The following is an 18,193-nucleotide window of genomic DNA, read 5'->3' as shown; positions in this document are numbered from 1 at the left end:
TATCAGCGGCGTTGGCCAGCGTAATTAATCAAAACTCACTTTTACCCGCACCCCGAAAGTACGTGGCGCCTGCCACATATAGTTAGGTACCGGGTTGCTGTTCCAGCGGCCCTGGTCGCTTTTTATTGCTTTGTCAGTCAGATTATTAACAAAAGCTTCCAGACTCCAGTTACCGGCCGATGGCTGGTAAACCAAGCTGGCATCCAGCTTGGTGTACGCATCCTGACGGTCAATGTCTGCGGCATAAGGCAGATTACGGAAACCTTCCGGTCTGTCGCCACGGTTAGCCGGATCAAACCAGATCTCTGACGAGTAACTGGCACGCAGGCGTGGCCGTACTGAAGCCCCATTACTTAACTCAAAGAAATGCTCATAGCTTAGCGACATACTAAACTCTGGCGCCTGCACCAAACGGTTACCGCTGAAATCCAGCAAATTAGGTAAATTCGGGTTACCGGCTGACGGGTTAAAAGCTATACCGTCGGCGCCATAACTGGAGTCGGTAGTGAAAAACTCATCGTATTTCGCATCCAGATACGACATAGTGCCGTTCAGCTCGCCATTACGGCCCACCAGCCATTTGGCTTCTACTTCCAAACCATTAATAGTGGCTTTACCGGCGTTAGTTTTGCGTAATAAGTCAGCACCGGTTTCGGTGGTCACATTACTGGTTACCTGTAAGTCGGTGTATTCGGTGCTGAATAAAGCAGCAAATACCTGCAAAGTGCTGTCGAGGAACGAACCTTTTAGGCCCAGCTCAATGCTGGTATTTTCTTCCGGAGCCACATAAGCATTGGTGCCAGCGGCTTCATTGTTGTTTCTGGCAATGATGGCGTCCAGATCAGCTTGCGTAAACGGGCCGGTGCCGGTGTACTGGCCACCATCCTGAATAGTGCCGGATTTAAAGCCGGTAGCATAAGAGCTGTACAGCATGATAGTGGGTGAGAAATCCCATTCCAGCCGCGCCATACCGGTAGTTTTATCCCAGCTTGGGCTGGTATCGTTGTAGGTGTCTACCCAGCACTGGCCGGGTTGTACCAGGTGTTTGTTTGGTGCCAGGCCATTTAGCAGATTATCCGGGTCCAGCAGGCCGACATAGTCACTGTTTAGCGGCAGGTTTTCGGTGCGTTTAACATCCGGGCACATAATGTTACGCCCGCCTCTGTCCCAGCGCTCGTCTTCGGTATAACGCAGCCCGACACTGACACGGAATTCATCAGTAAGTTTATAGGTGCTTTGGGCATAAATACTGTTAGATTTTAGACCACGATCCGGCTGACGGTAGGTAGACCATAAATTCGGGTTAGGTGTGTTGCCACCTTCGTAGTCTACGTCCGGGTGCACTATATCAAAGTGAGTACTGTTGTTTTCTTTAAAGTAGAACAGGCCAACCATCCACTGCAGGCGGGCACTGTCTTCATTTTTCAGTTGCAACTCATGCTGGGTGGCTTCATGGGTACATTCTACGCAGCCGCCCCACTCATATTTGTCCGGGCTCCAGCTTCTGTCCCACACCGATTCGCGCGACGAATCGGTATAACCACCGATATAGGACACCGTAATACCATTATCGAAATTGTAATTTAGCCGGGTACGCACACTGTCGATCACAAAGTCATTAAAACCCGGCTCCTGAATATAGGCCGAACGGTTTGAGCCGCCACTTACTGTCGGAATATGGCCGGTGCCCTGATCAGTAAAGTTTTCATATGACAAAAACCAGTCAAAATTATCATTTGGCTGCCATAACGCACTGATACGGGCTGCCGCCAAATCGGTAGAGCCGTACTTTTTGCCCATGGCAGAACCCGGCGCCATATCCACCACACCTTCAGATTTATCCATAGCTGCGGCCACACGAATTGCCAGCGTATCGGTCAGCGGCAAGTTAACCATGGCGCGGGTGGCACGCCGGTCATAGTTACCCAGCGTAAATTCGGCATTGGCTTCAAAGTAATCCAGCTTAGGTTTAGCCGTATGCAGATTAACCACACCACCGGTGGCATTACGGCCAAATAAGGTGCCCTGTGGCCCGCGCAGAATTTCGGCGCCTTCTAAATCAAACATCAGTGCTGAAGCGCCCTGAGAGCGGGCAGAATAAACGCCGTCTACGTGAAAGGCTACTGCCGGATCACCGCTTTCGGTTTGATCTGACGAGCCGATACCACGCAGGTATACCATAGGTGTATTTTGCGTGCCATTTTGGGCAATATGTAAACTCGGCACTATGCCTTGTAAATCATCCAGTTGCAGTACGTGGTTGTCGTCCAGTGCATTCTGATCAAAAGCCGTAACCGCCAGCGGTGTTTCACGGATAGTTGTTACCCGTTTGGTGGCGCTTACCTGGATGACTTCTATCGCACGCGCTTCACTGCTGCCGTCTGCTGCAGGTTCAGCACTTTGCGCATATACAGTATTTGCTCCGGCTGCAAACAAGGCAGCAGAAATCAGAAGATAGCTTTGCTTAAATTTGGTAATTGGTTTTTTGCTGATTGGCATAATTGTTTCTCCCCCCGGAGTTGTTGTCGTTACTGCAGCTCAAGCACTTACACAAGGCTCAGTTATTTTTATCAAACAAATGTTTGCGCTACCATTTAACTGAAAGTTATACAAAAAAAACCTACAGCAGGCTAATTAAATACAGCAAGTTATTGACTTAAGCTTCATCAAAACTGCCATCAACCAAAAATGATTGCGCAACCATATTTTAATAATTGGGCTAAATTAGAGCGAAAGCAGGTAGCTTGTCAAGGAAAAAAGCGGTTATTGCACCAGCAACTGCCACAAGGTGCAGTTAAGCACCCGGAGCAGCGCCGTTAGAAAGTTATATCTGAGGATAAGATTTTCGAAATAAACTCAATAGCTTGCACTGACTGGTAAGAGTTATGCTCTGAGGCAACTACATACTCTGCCACGGCCTGGGGTAAATGCGCACTACTATAGGGCACTACACTGTCATTTAATGCCGGGCATGTAGCAAAGTCGACGCAGCGGTCCGCCCTGTTATTACCTATTACCGAATACACCGGCACCTGCAGTGGTAACAAGTTTAATTGCTGCACCAACGGATGCTTTGGCGATAATACATCAACACTGTTAGGGCCAAAGCCACGCATGTAGCTGCGCATGGCCGGTTTAATATCATCTTTAGTTAATGCCAGCCACATATTGCCAAACACGTTTTTCACCGCTCTTGGCAGCGTGATCATGGCTGACGCTAATCTGCCTATCCAGCCGTCAGCTGTAGCCGCGCCGCGGTGCGGTGTATCAATAAACACTACCGCTTTTACATAAGGCCGGGCCGTAAAAATAAAAATATCCTGCAGGCTCTGACGGGTGTCGGCATTTACCGGCAGTTCAGCTGCAGGCCGGTAAAAAGTGGTATCCCATAATGCATTACCACTGTTTTGTACAAAGGTTTTACTGATAATACCGCCCATACTATGGCCTATCAGTACCATATTATTTGCAGCTACTGCCTTACCGTCTGGTGAAATATGCTGCAGCAGCTCATCAGTGCGTTGCCTTAAACGCATGGCATTAAAAAATGGTGGCGGGCCGGACGGATAAAATGCATGCCACACCTGATAACGGGCCGATAGCTGCGGATCAGAAAATATCGCCCAGCTTAAGCGGCGCCATATCAACGGGCTGGAATTTAAACCATGGATCATCAAAACCGGGATCTTATCTTCACTTAGCGGTTCTATGGCATAAATACCCAATTTTTCGTCTACTTTGTCAGCATTAAACAAGCCGGTTTTTTCTAACTGATCGGCCACCGCCACTTCTACTAAACATAAATACGCGGCTGCCGGATCATAATTCAGCGGATATTGCTGCCCGGCTACCGGCCAGTGTTGCTGCTGTTGCATATAAACACCGCGTAATGTCAGCACCGGCAGCACCGGGTTGCTAAAATCCAGCTTTACCGGCATCACAGTAAGCGGGCGGAAAATCCCCTCGGGTGGAAAATAACGATCCTGCTCAGAGCCGGTGTTTGCACGCTGCCCTACTACAGCAATGCCTAAACCATTATCCTGCTGGCGTAACATAAAAGGGTCATAAGCCTGCAGATCAGCCGCCAGAAAAAACTGTTCAAACGCCTGGCCACTTTCATCGCTGTCTGCCGATAACTCAAGCCGCAAATTCAACGCCTTAGTGTCCTGCTGCGCCAACGCCGCCCTGACCAGCGGCATTAATGCCCGGTTATAGTAGCCAATAGCCTGCTGGCGCTGCGGATCATCCAGTGGCTGTGCCAGCCAACGTTCTGCACAGCTTAGCTGTAACAAAAATAGCTGATACCCCGCAGAGCGCTGGGCAGTGAGTTGCAGACAATAATCTGCTATAGCCGCATCTGACACCTGATTTAATGCAATATACTGGTAAGCCAGCAAGCCTGTTACGGCCTCTTCCGGCATCGCTGCAGGTTTTTTCCAGTAGATATATTTACCCTGGCTACAACCCTGCAATGCCATAATAAGCAGCAGAAGACACAATTGCCCTACACGGTAACGCTGCAACATTTTTACTCCTGTAATTTAAAAACAGGTTTGATTTCCGCTATGCTATATCACTATAGCATTGTTCTGTGTCAGGTTTTTTTCAGTATGGAAAACTCATTTAAACACTTTGCCAGCCGGTTAGCCGAATTTATTGACGTAAGCCGCGATGGTTATGCCATTCTCTCTGCTGACGATATTCTGCTTTGCGCCAATAAAGCGTTTCTGGAAGTGTTTTTCCGCCCCGAAACCGAATTGATTGGCCAGAGTTTTGCGACGCTTATGCGCGCGGCCTTTGACACTCAAAAAGGCCCGCGCATTGATACCGACAATATTGACAGTTGGCTAAGCCGGGTACAGCAGCTGCGCCGTTCACGCGATTTTCGCCTGTTTGAGGTAGATTTAGTCGATGGCCGCTGGTTTTTATTTTCTGAGCAAACTTTGCCGGGTGGCGAAATGCTGATCCAAACCAAAGACATTACCAAGCAAAAAATTGTTGAACAGCATTTAAATGAACATACCCGTAAATTAACTGACTTAGCGCTTACTGACGAGCTGACACAAATTGCTAACCGGCGTAGTTTTGTTGCCTCAGTGCAAGCTGAAATCACCCGCTGCCACCGCCAGAACAACGCTATGGCATTTTTCCTGCTGGATATTGACCACTTTAAAAACGTCAACGATAGCTACGGCCACCAGGCTGGTGACGAGGTGTTGCGTCAGGTAGCGCGATTAATCAAAAGCACCTTACGCGAATACGATATTTTCGGCCGTATTGGTGGCGAGGAGTTTGGTATTTTTTTAGCACAAACAGATCGCGACACAGCGGTTGAGGTAGCAGAGCGGCTGCGCCAGCAAATCGCTGATGAAACACTATATATTGACGGCCGTGAGCTGCGCATTACCTTGTCGGTAGGTATCGCACTGGCGCGCAACAAAACCAGCTTTGAACAGTTATACGCTGATGCCGATGCTGCGCTGTATCAGGCCAAACACAGTGGGCGCAATAAAGTGGTGGTAGCAGAGTACTGCGTGATTTTATAAACCCGCCGGCACACCACTGTGAAATTTGAAGTCGGCATCCGGCGAGCTGATAAGCTCTGCTTCAATTGCCGCAAAAAATGCAATCCGCTCATTGATATCCTGCGCCGCTATCTCTGTGGCCAGTGTCAGGTAATCCTGGTAATGCCTGGCTTCTGAACGCAGCAACGAAATATAGAAATCGGCAATCGGCTTTGGCAAAAGCGGTGCTAACTTAGCAAAACGCTCGCAGGAGCGCGCTTCAATAAAAGCACCACAGATCAGCTTATCCACCATCGCCTGCGGCTCGTAGGTACGAACATGGCGCAGCAGCCCTCGGGCATACCGGCTGGAAGTGATTTTTTCGTATTCAATACCATTGTCAGCCATCACCTCCAGCACCTGATAAAAATGATGCAACTCTTCTTTGATCAACAATACCATTTTGTCAATCAGATCCTGTGCATAACCGGAGTTCGCTTTAGGTAACATAGACTTTTTCAGACTAAGCCCGGCCAGAGCTTGCCAGTCGCCTTGCTGGCGATAGGTAAAATCCTCGAACGGTTTAAGCCATTGCAGCAAAGCCTCACCGCTTTGCTCGTCACAGGCATACCGGCGGATCAGGTACATAGCTGATTGCGCCGCTTTTAACTCACAAATCAGGTGATCCTGTAACAAAAGTGGCAAGCTTTCTGGTTTAGCCGCTATTGCCAGCCATTGTGCAGGGGTTTCACATTGCAGAAACTGCTTAACCGGGCTTAATAACTGCGTAATTTCGGCGTTTAGCATGTTGTTAGTTCACTACTCAAAGATGGCGCGCATTATAGCGGATAGCCCTCTGGCTACCAAGCGCCGATAGTTGCTGCAACTGCCTGCTCAAATTTCAGCCAGAATGCTTGACGAAGTGCATTATATTGGTCATAACTGATGTAACGGCTATTGCAGATAGCCAGGTAATACAGACGTAGTGACAAGGATAATAATTATGATATTGAATCACTTATGGGGACTGTATGCTCATCCGAAAGAAGAATGGCATACTATAGATGCAAGACATGAAAGTTTTCGTTATAGCCTGATCCACATTTTGCTGGTTGCCCTGATACCCTCTGTTTGCGCTTATTATTCAGCGGTACATCTGGGCTGGAGCATAGGCGTGGGTAATCGTATTATGCTAACTCCCGACAGCGCACTGATGTTGTCAGTTGCTATGTACGTTGCACTGATTGGCGGAGTATTTGCTCTGGCCTTGCTGGCACACTGGATGGCCCATACCTTTGGTGCCGAGCCTACCTACACTCAAACACTGGAGCTGGCTGCTTATACATCCACGCCATTATTTATGGTGGGTTTCGCCGGCTTGTATCCTGAGCTTTGGGTAGTAATGGTAGTTGGTTTGATTGGCCTGGCTTATTCAGTATATCTGCTGTACGTTGGCGTCCCGATACTGATGCATATTCCGGAAGAGCGTGGTTTTATCTATGCCAGTTCCGTGGTTACCTGTGGTTTGGTGTTACTGGTGTGTATTCTTACTGCCACGGCAATATTATGGAGTTCCGGCTTCGGCCCGGCATTTACGCATTAAACTATCCTGAGCCAGCCAATATAAAGGGAGCTTAACGCTCCCTTTATATTATCAACGTATGTTATGGCAGTGGCTTAACCTTCGTTGTAGGTTTCCAGGTTAGTTGCCATCGCTGCGCCGGATTTTGCCTTAGCACCATCGCTGCGCATCTGGTCCAGCCGGTTCAGGTATTCCTGATCAATATCATTGGTAACGTAGTTACCGTCAAATACCGAGGTTTCAAAACGTTTAATTTCCGGGTTTTCCAGCCGCACCGCTTCTATCAGATCGGGCAGTGACTGAAAAATCAGGCCGTCTGCACCGATAATATTGCAGATACTTTCCACATCATGGCCATGCGCTATCAGCTCATTGGCAGATGGCATATCAATACCATACACATTAGGAAAACGGATTTCCGGTGCCGCTGAGGCAAAATAGACTTTCTTGGCACCAGCTTCACGTGCCATATCAATAATTTGCTGTGAAGTAGTACCACGCACTATTGAGTCATCAACCAGCAGCACGTTTTTGTCTTTAAACTCCTGCTTTATGGCATTAAGTTTACGTTTAACTGATTTTTTCCGAGCTTCCTGACCAGGCATAATAAAAGTACGGCCGATATAGCGGTTTTTCACATAACCCTGGCGGTATGGCAAGCCAAGTACAGTGGCTATCTGCAATGCCGCATCATTGCTGGTTTCAGGGATAGGGATCACCACATCAATATCCAGGTTAGCCCATTCACGTTTGATCTTCTGCCCCAGCATCGTGCCCATGGCTACGCGGGAAGCATATACCGAAATATTGTCAATGGTTGAGTCTGGCCGGGCAAAATACACATACTCGAAAATACACGGGGTGTAACTTGGGTTTTCGGCGCACTGAAAGCTGTGCAACTCGCCCTGCTCGGTGATATACACCGCTTCGCCCGGAGAAACATCCCGCAGTACGGTAAAGCCGTCGGCATCCAACGCAACGCTTTCAGATGCCACCATATACTCGGTACCCAGCTCGGTTTCGCGCTTACCCATAACTAACGGACGAATACCGTTAGGATCACGAAACGCCAGTAAACCGTGGCCGATAATCAGCGCCACAACGGCATAGCCGCCTTTAACCTTGCGGTGGACATTAGCAACTGCGCGGAAAATATGCTCAGCCTGCAACTCCATGACACCGCTGTTGTGCAGTTCATGTGCCAGCACATTTAACAACACTTCAGAGTCTGATGTGGTGTTTACATGGCGGCGCGCCACACGAAAGATATCTTCTTTCAGAATATGTGAGTTGGTCAGATTGCCATTGTGCGCCAGTGCAATACCAAAAGGGCTGTTAACATAAAACGGCTGTGCTTCCGCCGTGCTGGAAGAGCCTGCAGTAGGATAACGCACATGGCCGATACCAATATTGCCTGCCAGACGTTGCATATGGCGGGCTTCAAATACATCTTTCACCAGCCCGTTTGCCTTGCGCAAACGCAGCGTGTTGTGGTCAACGGTAACAATACCCGCAGCGTCCTGCCCGCGATGCTGCAACACGGTTAAACCATCATACAGTGCCTGATTAACCGGATATTTCCCAACGATACCAACAATACCACACATGGATTTTCTTCCTCGCCAGCGTTAAGGCTTTTGCATAAAACTGGAATGGTTCTGCAAATATTCGAAGAACCATTCGATAATAAAACCGAATTCGGGGATCAGAGTTGATTGCTGCCACCAGGCGGCACCTGCCACCGGGGTAAAAGCGTCCATAAAAAACAATATAGCGCTGACAATCAGCACTCCGCGCAGCGCACCAAAGACCAGGCCTAATACTCTGTCTGTGCCTGACAAACCGGTAGACTGCACCAGTTTGCCAATAAGAAAATTAACTAAAGCGCCAACAATAAGGCTGCAGATAAATAAAATGGCTATGGCGCAGGCATTACGCAGGGTTTCGTCCTGCATTGAGGTAAATAAACCAGCCAGATGGGGGTAATATTGGCTGGCAACAAAAAATGCCAGGATCCAGACAGCCAGTGAAATAGCTTCTTTAACAAAGCCACGTACCAAGCTGATAACTGCAGATAACGCTATGATTGCCAAAATGGCAAAATCAACCCAGACCATTTGCTACCAAAGGTTGTTTGATGACGGCGCGCATTCTACCAAACACAGCGACTGCTTGGCTAATTATTTTCTGTTGGCTGATAACTCATTACTGACAACCGCTCAATGCCGGCTATTTCCTGCAGTTTGGGCAGTTGCTGTTCCAACCGCTCTTTTCTCAGCTCCGGGCCTACCAGCACACTGGTAAGCTTTACACCCTGCGCATTGCTTATCTCGCGGGTAAAGGTAACAAAACCCGCCTGGCGCAATTTAGCAACCAATGCATTAGCATTTTGCACTTTGCTGAAACTCCCCACCCTTACTACCCAGCCAGCCTGAGCCAGAGCCTCATTAACCGGCCGTGTTGTTACCGGCCTGTCTGCTGACGGGGCCGTTACCTGGGTATAACGCTGCGATGGTAAGCCATTGTCGTCTTTTGGTGTTTGTTCTACAGCATCCAGCGCAGGCTCATCCACTGGCTGCGGCGTTATCTCTGAGCGCGCCTGTTCAAATGCTTGCTGATCAAAAGCCTGCTGCTGTGGCACACCTTTAAACTCAGGACGATTTGGAATGACTTTAAAATCGTCTTTCACAACCTGTTTTTCACCATCGAGTAAATCAGGCAGAAAAATAATACCGGCCAGTACCAGGATCACTGTACCGAGTAAACGATGTTTAAATGCGGGTGTCACTTTGCCTCCTGATGGCATGACAGCACTGCTGACACTGTAATAAACGAACCAAACACAACCAGTAACTCATCACTTTGCAACCTTTGCTGCAACTGCTGATAAGCGCTTTGCGTATCTTCATGCAGTTGGGTTAGCACCCCCTGAGGTGCCAAAACCTGATTAAGTTGCTCTGCAGTTGCGCCCCTAACCCCTTTGAGGCTGACAAGATGCCATTGTTCAAACAATGGCGTCAAGGGCAGCAACGTCTGCTGAATATCTTTATCTTTTAGCATACCAACGAATGCCAGTATACGCCTGAAACGCGGTTTAAGCAGCAGCAGCTGCTCCGCCAGGTAGCGGGCCGACTGCGGATTGTGCGCTACATCGACAATAATAGCAGGCTGTTGTTGTAGCCATTGCATCCTGCCTGCCAGTGTCAGACCAGCCAAAGCACTGTTCAACTGCTGTGGTGAAGGCAGCATATTAAGTTGCTCCAGCACCGCCAGACTGCAAGCAGCGTTTTGCACCGGCACCGCCGGTATCGGCAGCTTATCAAACTGCTGGCTTACACCTTGCCATTGCCAGTTTTGCTCCTGTTGCCCGTACTGGCTCTGGTAATGATAATCCCGCTGTACCAGTACTGTCTTGCATCCCAGCTCCGCTGCCTTGTGCAATACCGATGGTGGCGGGTTAAGCTCACCAATAATGGCCACACCTGTGGCTCTGAATACCCCGGCTTTTTCACGGCCAATGCTGTCGCGATCATTGCCCAGCCAGTCCTGGTGGTCCAAATCTATGGTGGTGATCACACTGATATCCGGCGAAATAATATTGGTGGCATCCAGCCGCCCGCCTAACCCGACTTCAATCAGACAATAATCTGGCTGCTGTTGCTGTAACAAACGAAAGGCTACCAGCGTAGTAAATTCAAAATATGTCAGGGCAATGTCCTGGCGCAGCGCTTCAACAAAAGCAAAAGCGGCCACCCAATCTGCGTCAGCTACATCCTGGCCATTAAGGCGTAAACGCTCGTTAAATTGTAATAAATGCGGCGAGCTGTACACGCCAACTGTTTTGCCCTGTGCCAGCAGCAGTTGTTCAATACAACAAGCTGTAGTGCCTTTGCCGTTAGTACCGGCGATAAGCACTTTTTTACCCGGCAGATGCTGCAAGCCCGCTCTGGCTGCTACGGCGTATACCCGCTCCAGCCCCAGTTCTATCTGGTGCACAGGATGGCTTTGCTCTATATAACAAAGCCAATCGGCCAGGCTGTGGCACGATTGGCTGTTTAGTATTGTTGTAGTTGACATAACACCTTAAGCGGCGTTGTGCTCCGATACCGGGGCAGGCAGCTGCATAAACTTCGCGACTAATCGCGCAATTGTATCGCGCATTTTGCGCCGGTCAACAATCATATCAATAGCACCATGTTCCAGCAGGAATTCACTGCGCTGGAAACCTTCCGGCAGCTTTTCACGCACGGTTTGCTCAATAACCCGTGGGCCGGCAAAACCAATTAATGCTTTGGGCTCGCCAATATTTACATCACCGAGCATAGCAAGACTGGCTGATACACCGCCCATAGTCGGGTCAGTTAATACTGAAATATATGGCAGGCCCGCTTCACTCATTTTGGCCAGTGCGGCGCTGGTTTTTGCCATCTGCATCAAAGAAAACAGCGCTTCCTGCATACGGGCACCACCGCTGGCAGAAAAACAAACAAAAGGTATTTTGTGCTTTAAGGCGTGTTCAACACCAGCGACAAATTTGGCCCCCACGACTGACGCCATAGAGCCACCCATAAACTCAAACTCAAATGATGCCGCAACAATAGGCATACCTTTTAAGCTGCCATGCATTACCACCATGGCATCTTTTTCGTTAGTGTCTTTTTGTGCGGCAGTAATACGGTCTTTGTAGCGCTTGCTGTCTTTAAACTTCAGCAAATCCTGCGGTTCAAGCTCTGCCGCCAGCTCTTTAGTGCTGTTTGCATCGAAAAAGCTGGTTAAGCGTGAGCGGGCCGACACCCGCATATGATGATCACACTTGGGGCATACCCCAAGATTACGATCTAAATCTGCTTTATATAACACCGCTTCACAGGATGTGCATTTGGTCCAGACACCTTCCGGGATATTTCGACGCGCGGAAGAAGAGGATGTTCTGGGCAGGATTTTTTCTAACCAACTCATAAATGTTTCCTATAGGTAACGGCACCGCGCACCCGCCATGCCGTAAATACGTTAAAAAACGCCGAAATTCAGTAAACCGGCGCTATTAAAGCACAAAACAGACGCTACATAATATAAAAAACTGGTCTTAGTAGTACAAGCTGTAAGGCCGCCACATGGCCTTTAATCTGGTAAAAACAACGGGCCGGTTAGTGCTTTGGGTAAAGCAAAGTGCGCCGGATAATCTACCTCTACCAGATAAAGCCCGCCTGGTTTGGCTGTTGCAGCTGCCAGATTACGATCTTTGGCCGCTAAAAGCTCAGCAATCCACTGTGGCGGGCGGTTTTTCATGCCGACTTCCAGCAAACTACCGGTAATATTGCGCACCATATGATGCAAAAACGCATTGGCTTTAATATCCAGAATAATATAGTCGCCCTGTCTGCTGATACGTAAGTGATGCACATTACGAAACGGGCTATGCGACTGACATTGCACAGCCCTGAATGAGCTGAAATCCTGCTCGCCGAGTAAATACCTGCCGGCCTGCTGCATTAAATCGGTATCCAGGCTTTGATGATAATGGCTTAACCCGGCGCGTAAAATGGCCGGGCGGAACTTATGATTGTAAATAATATAGCGGTAACGGCGGGCGGTGGCGCTAAAACGGGCGTGAAAATCGTCAGGCACGGCTTTGGCCCAACGCACTGCGATTGCATCGGGCAGCTGAGCATTAGTGCCCATTACCCAGGCTTTCTCATCACGCACAGCAGTGGTATCAAAATGCACGACCTGCCCGGTAGCATGAACACCCGCATCTGTGCGGCCGGCACAAAACAATTCTACCGGCTGGTTTGCCACTTTAGACAGTGCAATTTCCAGTTCCTGCTGTACGCTGTTTACTTCGCGCTGACGCTGCCAGCCATAAAACCCGGACCCATCGTACTCAATACCTAACGCAATGCGCATGCCATCCCCCTGTTAAACGGCGGCGATTATACCGCAACCGCCATTAATATGCAGTGTTGGCACTTATTCGGTTTGCTTTAGTTTCGCAGCTTCGGTTTTCACATTTTGCGGGGCATCAGAGCTAAGAATGTCATCCAGCAACATTGTGGCGCTTTCTTTATCGTCAATTTCGATATAGGCCCGCACTAAGTCGAGTTTGGCAGCATAGCCGTTATCTTCTCTGTCAACATCACGTTGTTCGTGTTCGCCAATAATATCAGCAAACTCATCCAGCCCTACATCAACATTTAATTTGTTAAACCGCTCCGGATCCAGTTCCTGCTGTTCGGCACTGGCCAGCAACTTGTCAATTTCTACAAAATCGTCATCGGCAAAATCAAAATCTTCAGCTACAGGTGCTGCTATTGTGTCAGTGGCATCTGTGAAGTTGAAATCAACCTCATCATCTGCAGTTGCGTCTGTCAGTTCAAGATTATCAGCCATTGCTTCCAGTTCGGTCATCAGCGTATCAAACTGTGCTTCCGGCAATGGATCCAGCTCAATTTCAACCGCGTCGTCAGCCAAGGCTTCACTGGTATCAGACAATTCAAACGCCGGATCAAACTCATCTGACAAAGCATCATCAGCCAGTTCCAGCTCCGGGTATTGCTCAAGTATCTTGCTGGGGTTTTCTACCGACAATGCCGCTTCAGTCGGCCGGCTGACTGAACTGTCATCCAGTGCCGTCAGGTCAAGGTTCTGCAGCGTTGTATTTTCGGCCTTTAAAACCTCTGCGTCATCAATCAACACATCATCCGTCTCATCCGGGCTGGTATCAATTGCGGCAGTATCAACTGGTGCAGCCTCAACAGGTGTAGTGTCAGGCTCGTCTGCAGGTTCGCTGTCCGGCTCTGCTGGCAACGTTTCCAGTCCGATGTCCTGCGGCGTAACGGTATGAATAGCTTCATCGTCAGTTGCCACATCATCAAGTGTATCTACCTGATCCAACAGTTCACTTAACTCTGCATTTAGCAGCGCTTCATCTTCTGTCAGTTCATACTCAGGTATAACGTCAGGCTGCGCAGCTTCGCTTTCAGCTACCAGGCTCTCGGCAAATTCTTCCAACTCTGAACTGTCAAAGTTTTGCTCTGGCTCTGCCAGCAAAGCGTCGTCCAGGGTAATATCCGGCTCAGTTTCAGCAATAACTTCAGTATCAGCTTCAGGTGCAACAGGCGTAGCAGCCGGCTGGGCCAACGCAGCCAGCATATCCTGCTCCTGGCCGGTCAGTTCAGCCAGTTCATCATCGTCTTCGTCCAGTGCAACTTCTTCAATCAGATCATCTATATCAAATTCGTCAAAGGTTTCCTCATCCGCCAGCGTGTCAGTGCTTGCCTCTGGCCGGGTATCAGCCTCGTTTAATATATCGTCCTGACTATCGTCGTTATCGGCCAGTTCTACAATACTGTCATCATCATCGGCTGCAGCAAAAAGGGCAGATAAGTCACTGTCAGATAAAATATTATCAGTATCAAACGCCGTATCCTGTTTTGCTGGCTGCTCTGCTGGTTTGCTGTCTGCTGTAGGCAATAAACTGTCATCTTCAAAAGTCAGTGCATCGTCAAACTGCAGCAGATCGCTGTCAGCACTGCTGTCCGCTAAGATAGTGTCATCAACGAAGGCATCTTCGAGTAATGCATCATCAATTTCGAACAGGCTTTCATCCAGCTCATCATTTTCTTCCAGCGGCGGCAGCGGTGAATGATAGGTAGGATCTGTCTGGGGTTCTGTACGGGCAGCATTAATCACTTCTTCTGTTTTCTGGCCACGTTTTTTTACCCACAACAATACGCTGAACAGTACCAGTAATGCCGGTATACAGGCAGCAAGGATCCAGCTTAACGGGTTTTGTAGCAGGCTGCCCCAGTCAGAGCTTTGCTCTGCGGCCTGTTTTGCTGCGGCTTCTTCATCCGCTTTAGCTTGCAGCAACTGGGCCTGTTGTTGTACTAACAGCTCAATTTGCTGCTGAATTTCACTGTCCTCACCCAGCTGTACTTTCAGCAATTCCAGCTCTTGCTGCAACTTGGTTAAACTGGTTTTTAGCTGCAAATTTTCCTGCGCCATGGTTTCAACCAGTTGCATTGAGTCGGCAAACTGGCTGCGTAAACCGTCAAGCTGTTGGCGTTGCTGTTCGTCCAGCCGTTTTAACTCAGCCTGCCATTGTGGTGGAGTCGTGCCGGCAGCAACATTGCCGTTGCTTGCTGTAGCAACTGGCTTAGGCGCGGCAGCTTTTTGCCGCTGTGCCCAGATTTTGTCATCCTGCTCAGCTTTTTGTCTGGCAACCGTAACATCAACCTGCTGGATTTCCTGCAAGGATGGCAGCACCAGTATAGCGCCGGGTTTTAAGTGATTAAGATTATCCTCAAGAAAGGCATCGGGGTTTTTCAGGTATAACGCATACATCACCTGATACAGGCTGATATTACCAGCAGGTTTAACCCGCTCAGCTACACGCCACAGGGTATCAGCGGGGCTTAACGGGCCAATTTGTTCAGCCGGTGCAACGGCATCTGTAGCGCGGGGCCCGCGGATTTGCGAAGGCGTAACCGCATCAGAACCACGCGGCCCACGGATCTGGGTGGTACTTTCCTGTGCCTGCAAGGATGACGAAAAATTGACAAGCACAGTAATCAGTAAAACAAATAACCAAGGCATTAATGTCCCCTACCCCAAAATCAGGCGCATTTACAGAAGAAATCGGCAGCAGCTGCAGTAATCTTTAGCGCTAACTGCAAACGACCTGCAAACACTGTTCCAACTATATGTGGTAACTAAATGCTGAAAATATAAAGCAAGGCAGCCATTCTGACCAGTGTTAAAAAAACGTAGTGAAGTTAGCCGGGTATAAAAACAACAAGGCCCCATACGGGGCCTTCCATACCGGCATTCTACGCCGGGCCTTAATACAACTAGAGATAATCGCGGATCAGATGCTCTGCAATCTGAATACTGTTTGTAGCGGCGCCTTTGCGGATGTTATCTGCTACAACCCACAGGTTTATGCCATTTTCATGCGATAGATCCTGGCGGATGCGGCCAACAAATACCTCATCCTTACCCGCAGCACTGCATACCTGAGTGGGGAAATCGGCATTGTTTTCCAGTAGCACCACGCCCGGCGCTTCGGCCAGCAAAGCTTTTACCTGCTCAACGCTGATGGGCATCCGGGTTTCAATATGTACCGCTTCGGCATGGCCGAAAAATACCGGCACCCGTACCGCAGTGGCGTTAACAGCAATGCTGTCGTCACCAAAGATCTTCTGCGTTTCCCAGTGCATTTTCATTTCTTCTTTGGTGTAGCCGTTATCCATAAATACATCAATTTGCGGGATTACATTAAAGGCGATCTGGCGGGCAAACTGCCCCTCTTTCTCAATTGGCCGGCCATTCATCAGTTGGGCAGCTTCATGGGCTAAGGCTTCTACAGCGTCCTGGCCTGCACCACTTACCGACTGATAGGTTGCGACATTAATACGGCTAATCCCCACCGCATCATGGATGGGCTTTAATGCCACCAACATCTGAATAGTAGAGCAATTGGGGTTAGCAATAATATTGCGGTTGCGGTAATCAGCAATAGCATGGGCGTTAACTTCAGGTACCACCAGCGGAATATCCGGCTCGTACCGGTAATGTGAGGTATTGTCGATCACCACACAACCGGCATCGGCTGCCTTGGGGGCATAAATGGCTGAGACACTGCCACCGGCAGAAAACAGACCAATCTGTGCTTTTGACCAGTCGAAGGTTTCTGCATCAATAACCTTAATCTTCTTGCCTTTGAACGTCACGGTACCACCAGCAGAGCGGCTGCTGGCTAATGGGAACAGTTCAGCAACCGGGAAGTCGCGCTGTTCCAGAATTTCAATTAAATGTTGTCCTACTAACCCTGTTGCTCCTAAAACGGCAACATTATATTGCGAAGCCATGACAGTTCCTCTAGTTATTGTGCGAGGCTAAAACCTAATTGCGGCAGGTAATCTGGTATCACTTTGCCACACAGTTGTAATGAGCTGAATTCACGCCGCGGCGGATATGACTTACGAAGCCAGTCAAAGCCGTTACGCTGCAGGTAATGGCGCAGTATTGCATCATCACGGCGCACATCATATAACAGTCTTGCCAAATTTTGGACATCTGGAAGCCCAAAATCTGCACTAATTTGCAATTTTTCCATTGCTGGCACTGCCAGCAGCTGGCTTAACTGCTGTTTTACCGGCTGACCAAACAATTCACAGCAACGCTGATATAGCATTTCGGTACCGCGGGCTTTGCCTTCAACACTATGACCGGCAATATGTGCTGTGGCGATATCAACATAAGGTAACAATGCCGTAAGGATATCCGGCTCTTGCTCCCATACATCAAGCACCACCGCTCTTCTGCGGGTTGCCCGGCTCAGATTGCTAAGTAAAGCCTGATTATCAATCACGGCACCACGTGAGGCGTTAATAATTGCGCAGTCGGGTTTAAGCTGCGCCAATGTTGCGCCATTCAGCAAATGCCGGGTTGCAAAAGGGCCATTGCTGATAAGCGGGGTATGAAAACTGATAATATCGGCTTGCCGGCATACATCTGCAAAATCAGTATGGGCAAAATCAGCCTCTTGTTGTGCCCGCAGCGGATCGCACTGTAATACGCTGATATTAAGTGCCTGTAAAGCATTTACCAGCCGCTGACCAATATTGCCCACGCCAACTACACCGACAGTTTTTTCAGTTAACTGCCACTGATATTTATCGGCCAGATACCACAGGCTGCTAAGCACATATTCAACCACAGATTGTGCATTACAGCCCGGCGCGCTGGAAAAACTGATATTACGCTTTGCCAGGTAAGTCTGGTCAATATGATCCATACCAATGGTGGCGGTACCAACAAAGCGCAGTTGCGGGCACTGGCTTAGTAAAGCCGCATCTACCTGTGTTACTGAACGCACCAGCAGAATATCAGCCCCGGCCAGTTGTTCAGCCGTTACAGTCCGGCCATTAAATAAGCTGACATTACCAAACTGAGCAAAAAACGGCTGCACCAGTGGCATGTTCTCATCAGCAAAAATGCGCATAAGGTTTCCCTGCAAATACTTTGCGCCAGAGTGTAACAAATAGCAGAAAGCCAGCCTATCGAAACAGGCTGGCTTTATCGGATAAAACAATAAATTGCT

The 18,193-nt window shown here is 49.0% G+C and carries 14 protein-coding genes; 2 read left to right on the top strand and 12 right to left on the bottom strand.

The window, feature by feature from the left end:
• Nucleotides 1-24: 24 nt before the first annotated feature.
• Both J3B89_RS08655 and J3B89_RS08650 read right to left on the bottom strand, forming a co-directional pair.
• Nucleotides 25-2,499 (bottom strand): TonB-dependent receptor, encoded by a 2,475-nt coding sequence (locus J3B89_RS08655; RefSeq protein WP_215397146.1) that lies wholly within the window; start codon nt 2,497-2,499, stop codon nt 25-27.
• Nucleotides 2,500-2,816: 317 nt separating this feature from the next.
• Complete coding sequence (locus tag J3B89_RS08650; RefSeq protein ID WP_215397145.1) at nt 2,817-4,526, bottom strand: esterase/lipase family protein; 1,710 nt, start codon at nt 4,524-4,526, stop codon at nt 2,817-2,819.
• A gap of 84 nt (nt 4,527-4,610) precedes the next feature.
• On the opposite strand from J3B89_RS08650, the gene J3B89_RS08645 reads away from it, so the two are divergent.
• A complete protein-coding gene (locus J3B89_RS08645; protein WP_215397144.1) occupies nt 4,611-5,546 on the top strand; it encodes a GGDEF domain-containing protein in 936 nt (311 codons plus the stop codon).
• Here the strand turns inward: J3B89_RS08645 and miaE are convergent.
• Nucleotides 5,541-6,311 (bottom strand): tRNA isopentenyl-2-thiomethyl-A-37 hydroxylase MiaE, encoded by a 771-nt coding sequence (miaE, locus tag J3B89_RS08640; RefSeq protein WP_215397143.1) that lies wholly within the window; start codon nt 6,309-6,311, stop codon nt 5,541-5,543. The genes J3B89_RS08645 and miaE overlap by 6 nt on opposite strands.
• 196 nt (nt 6,312-6,507) lie before the next feature.
• On the opposite strand from miaE, the gene J3B89_RS08635 reads away from it, so the two are divergent.
• The gene (locus tag J3B89_RS08635; RefSeq protein ID WP_215397142.1) at nt 6,508-7,107 is read left to right on the top strand and encodes a Yip1 family protein; all 600 of its coding nucleotides are present in this window, start codon (nt 6,508-6,510) and stop codon (nt 7,105-7,107) included.
• A 74-nt stretch (nt 7,108-7,181) separates the two neighbouring features.
• Here the strand turns inward: J3B89_RS08635 and purF are convergent, their stop codons facing one another.
• The 9 genes from purF to J3B89_RS08590 all read right to left on the bottom strand — a co-directional run bounded on the left by purF (nt 7,182) and on the right by J3B89_RS08590 (nt 18,094).
• Nucleotides 7,182-8,693: an amidophosphoribosyltransferase gene (gene purF, locus J3B89_RS08630; RefSeq protein ID WP_215397141.1), complete on the bottom strand. Its 1,512-nt coding sequence runs from the start codon at nt 8,691-8,693 to the stop codon at nt 7,182-7,184.
• Nucleotides 8,694-8,714: 21 nt separating this feature from the next.
• Nucleotides 8,715-9,203, bottom strand: a complete 489-nt coding sequence (locus J3B89_RS08625) for a CvpA family protein (RefSeq protein WP_215397140.1) — start codon at nt 9,201-9,203, stop codon at nt 8,715-8,717.
• Nucleotides 9,204-9,262: 59 nt separating this feature from the next.
• Nucleotides 9,263-9,874 (bottom strand): SPOR domain-containing protein, encoded by a 612-nt coding sequence (locus J3B89_RS08620; RefSeq protein WP_215397139.1) that lies wholly within the window; start codon nt 9,872-9,874, stop codon nt 9,263-9,265.
• Nucleotides 9,871-11,163 (bottom strand): bifunctional tetrahydrofolate synthase/dihydrofolate synthase, encoded by a 1,293-nt coding sequence (gene folC / locus J3B89_RS08615; RefSeq protein ID WP_215397138.1) that lies wholly within the window; start codon nt 11,161-11,163, stop codon nt 9,871-9,873. The genes J3B89_RS08620 and folC overlap by 4 nt, the downstream gene beginning before the upstream one ends.
• 6 nt (nt 11,164-11,169) lie before the next feature.
• Complete coding sequence (accD, locus tag J3B89_RS08610) at nt 11,170-12,045, bottom strand: acetyl-CoA carboxylase, carboxyltransferase subunit beta (protein ID WP_215397137.1); 876 nt, start codon at nt 12,043-12,045, stop codon at nt 11,170-11,172.
• Nucleotides 12,046-12,207: 162 nt separating this feature from the next.
• On the bottom strand, nt 12,208-12,993 hold the full coding sequence (gene truA / locus J3B89_RS08605; protein WP_215397136.1) for a tRNA pseudouridine(38-40) synthase TruA: 786 nt from the start codon (nt 12,991-12,993) through the stop codon (nt 12,208-12,210).
• A 63-nt stretch (nt 12,994-13,056) separates the two neighbouring features.
• Entirely contained in the window at nt 13,057-15,684 is a 2,628-nt protein-coding gene (locus J3B89_RS08600) for a FimV/HubP family polar landmark protein (RefSeq protein WP_215397135.1), read from the bottom strand.
• A gap of 254 nt (nt 15,685-15,938) precedes the next feature.
• The gene (locus tag J3B89_RS08595) at nt 15,939-16,958 is read right to left on the bottom strand and encodes an aspartate-semialdehyde dehydrogenase (RefSeq protein ID WP_215397134.1); all 1,020 of its coding nucleotides are present in this window, start codon (nt 16,956-16,958) and stop codon (nt 15,939-15,941) included.
• A 14-nt stretch (nt 16,959-16,972) separates the two neighbouring features.
• Nucleotides 16,973-18,094, bottom strand: a complete 1,122-nt coding sequence (locus tag J3B89_RS08590; RefSeq protein WP_215397133.1) for a 4-phosphoerythronate dehydrogenase — start codon at nt 18,092-18,094, stop codon at nt 16,973-16,975.
• Nucleotides 18,095-18,193: the final 99 nt, after the last annotated feature.

It is taken from the genome of Rheinheimera oceanensis (genome assembly GCF_018831085.1).
GTDB classification, from domain to species: domain Bacteria; phylum Pseudomonadota; class Gammaproteobacteria; order Enterobacterales; family Alteromonadaceae; genus Alishewanella; species Alishewanella oceanensis.
This window is presented reverse-complemented; position numbering and strand designations above follow the sequence as displayed.

Bases quoted from the DNA above. Each gene is read 5' to 3' on its own strand.
- J3B89_RS08655 (WP_215397146.1), bottom strand. From the start codon at position 2,499: ATGCCAATCAGCAAAAAACCAATTACCAAATTTAAGCAAAGCTATCTT.
- J3B89_RS08650 (WP_215397145.1), bottom strand. From the start codon at position 4,526: ATGTTGCAGCGTTACCGTGTAGGGCAATTGTGTCTTCTGCTGCTTATT.
- J3B89_RS08645 (WP_215397144.1), top strand. From the start codon at position 4,611: ATGGAAAACTCATTTAAACACTTTGCCAGCCGGTTAGCCGAATTTATT.
- miaE (WP_215397143.1), bottom strand. From the start codon at position 6,311: ATGCTAAACGCCGAAATTACGCAGTTATTAAGCCCGGTTAAGCAGTTT.
- J3B89_RS08635 (WP_215397142.1), top strand. From the start codon at position 6,508: ATGATATTGAATCACTTATGGGGACTGTATGCTCATCCGAAAGAAGAA.
- purF (WP_215397141.1), bottom strand. From the start codon at position 8,693: ATGTGTGGTATTGTTGGTATCGTTGGGAAATATCCGGTTAATCAGGCA.
- J3B89_RS08625 (WP_215397140.1), bottom strand. From the start codon at position 9,203: ATGGTCTGGGTTGATTTTGCCATTTTGGCAATCATAGCGTTATCTGCA.
- folC (WP_215397138.1), bottom strand. From the start codon at position 11,163: ATGTCAACTACAACAATACTAAACAGCCAATCGTGCCACAGCCTGGCC.
- accD (WP_215397137.1), bottom strand. From the start codon at position 12,045: ATGAGTTGGTTAGAAAAAATCCTGCCCAGAACATCCTCTTCTTCCGCG.
- truA (WP_215397136.1), bottom strand. From the start codon at position 12,993: ATGCGCATTGCGTTAGGTATTGAGTACGATGGGTCCGGGTTTTATGGC.
- J3B89_RS08600 (WP_215397135.1), bottom strand. From the start codon at position 15,684: ATGCCTTGGTTATTTGTTTTACTGATTACTGTGCTTGTCAATTTTTCG.
- J3B89_RS08595 (WP_215397134.1), bottom strand. From the start codon at position 16,958: ATGGCTTCGCAATATAATGTTGCCGTTTTAGGAGCAACAGGGTTAGTA.
- J3B89_RS08590 (WP_215397133.1), bottom strand. From the start codon at position 18,094: ATGCGCATTTTTGCTGATGAGAACATGCCACTGGTGCAGCCGTTTTTT.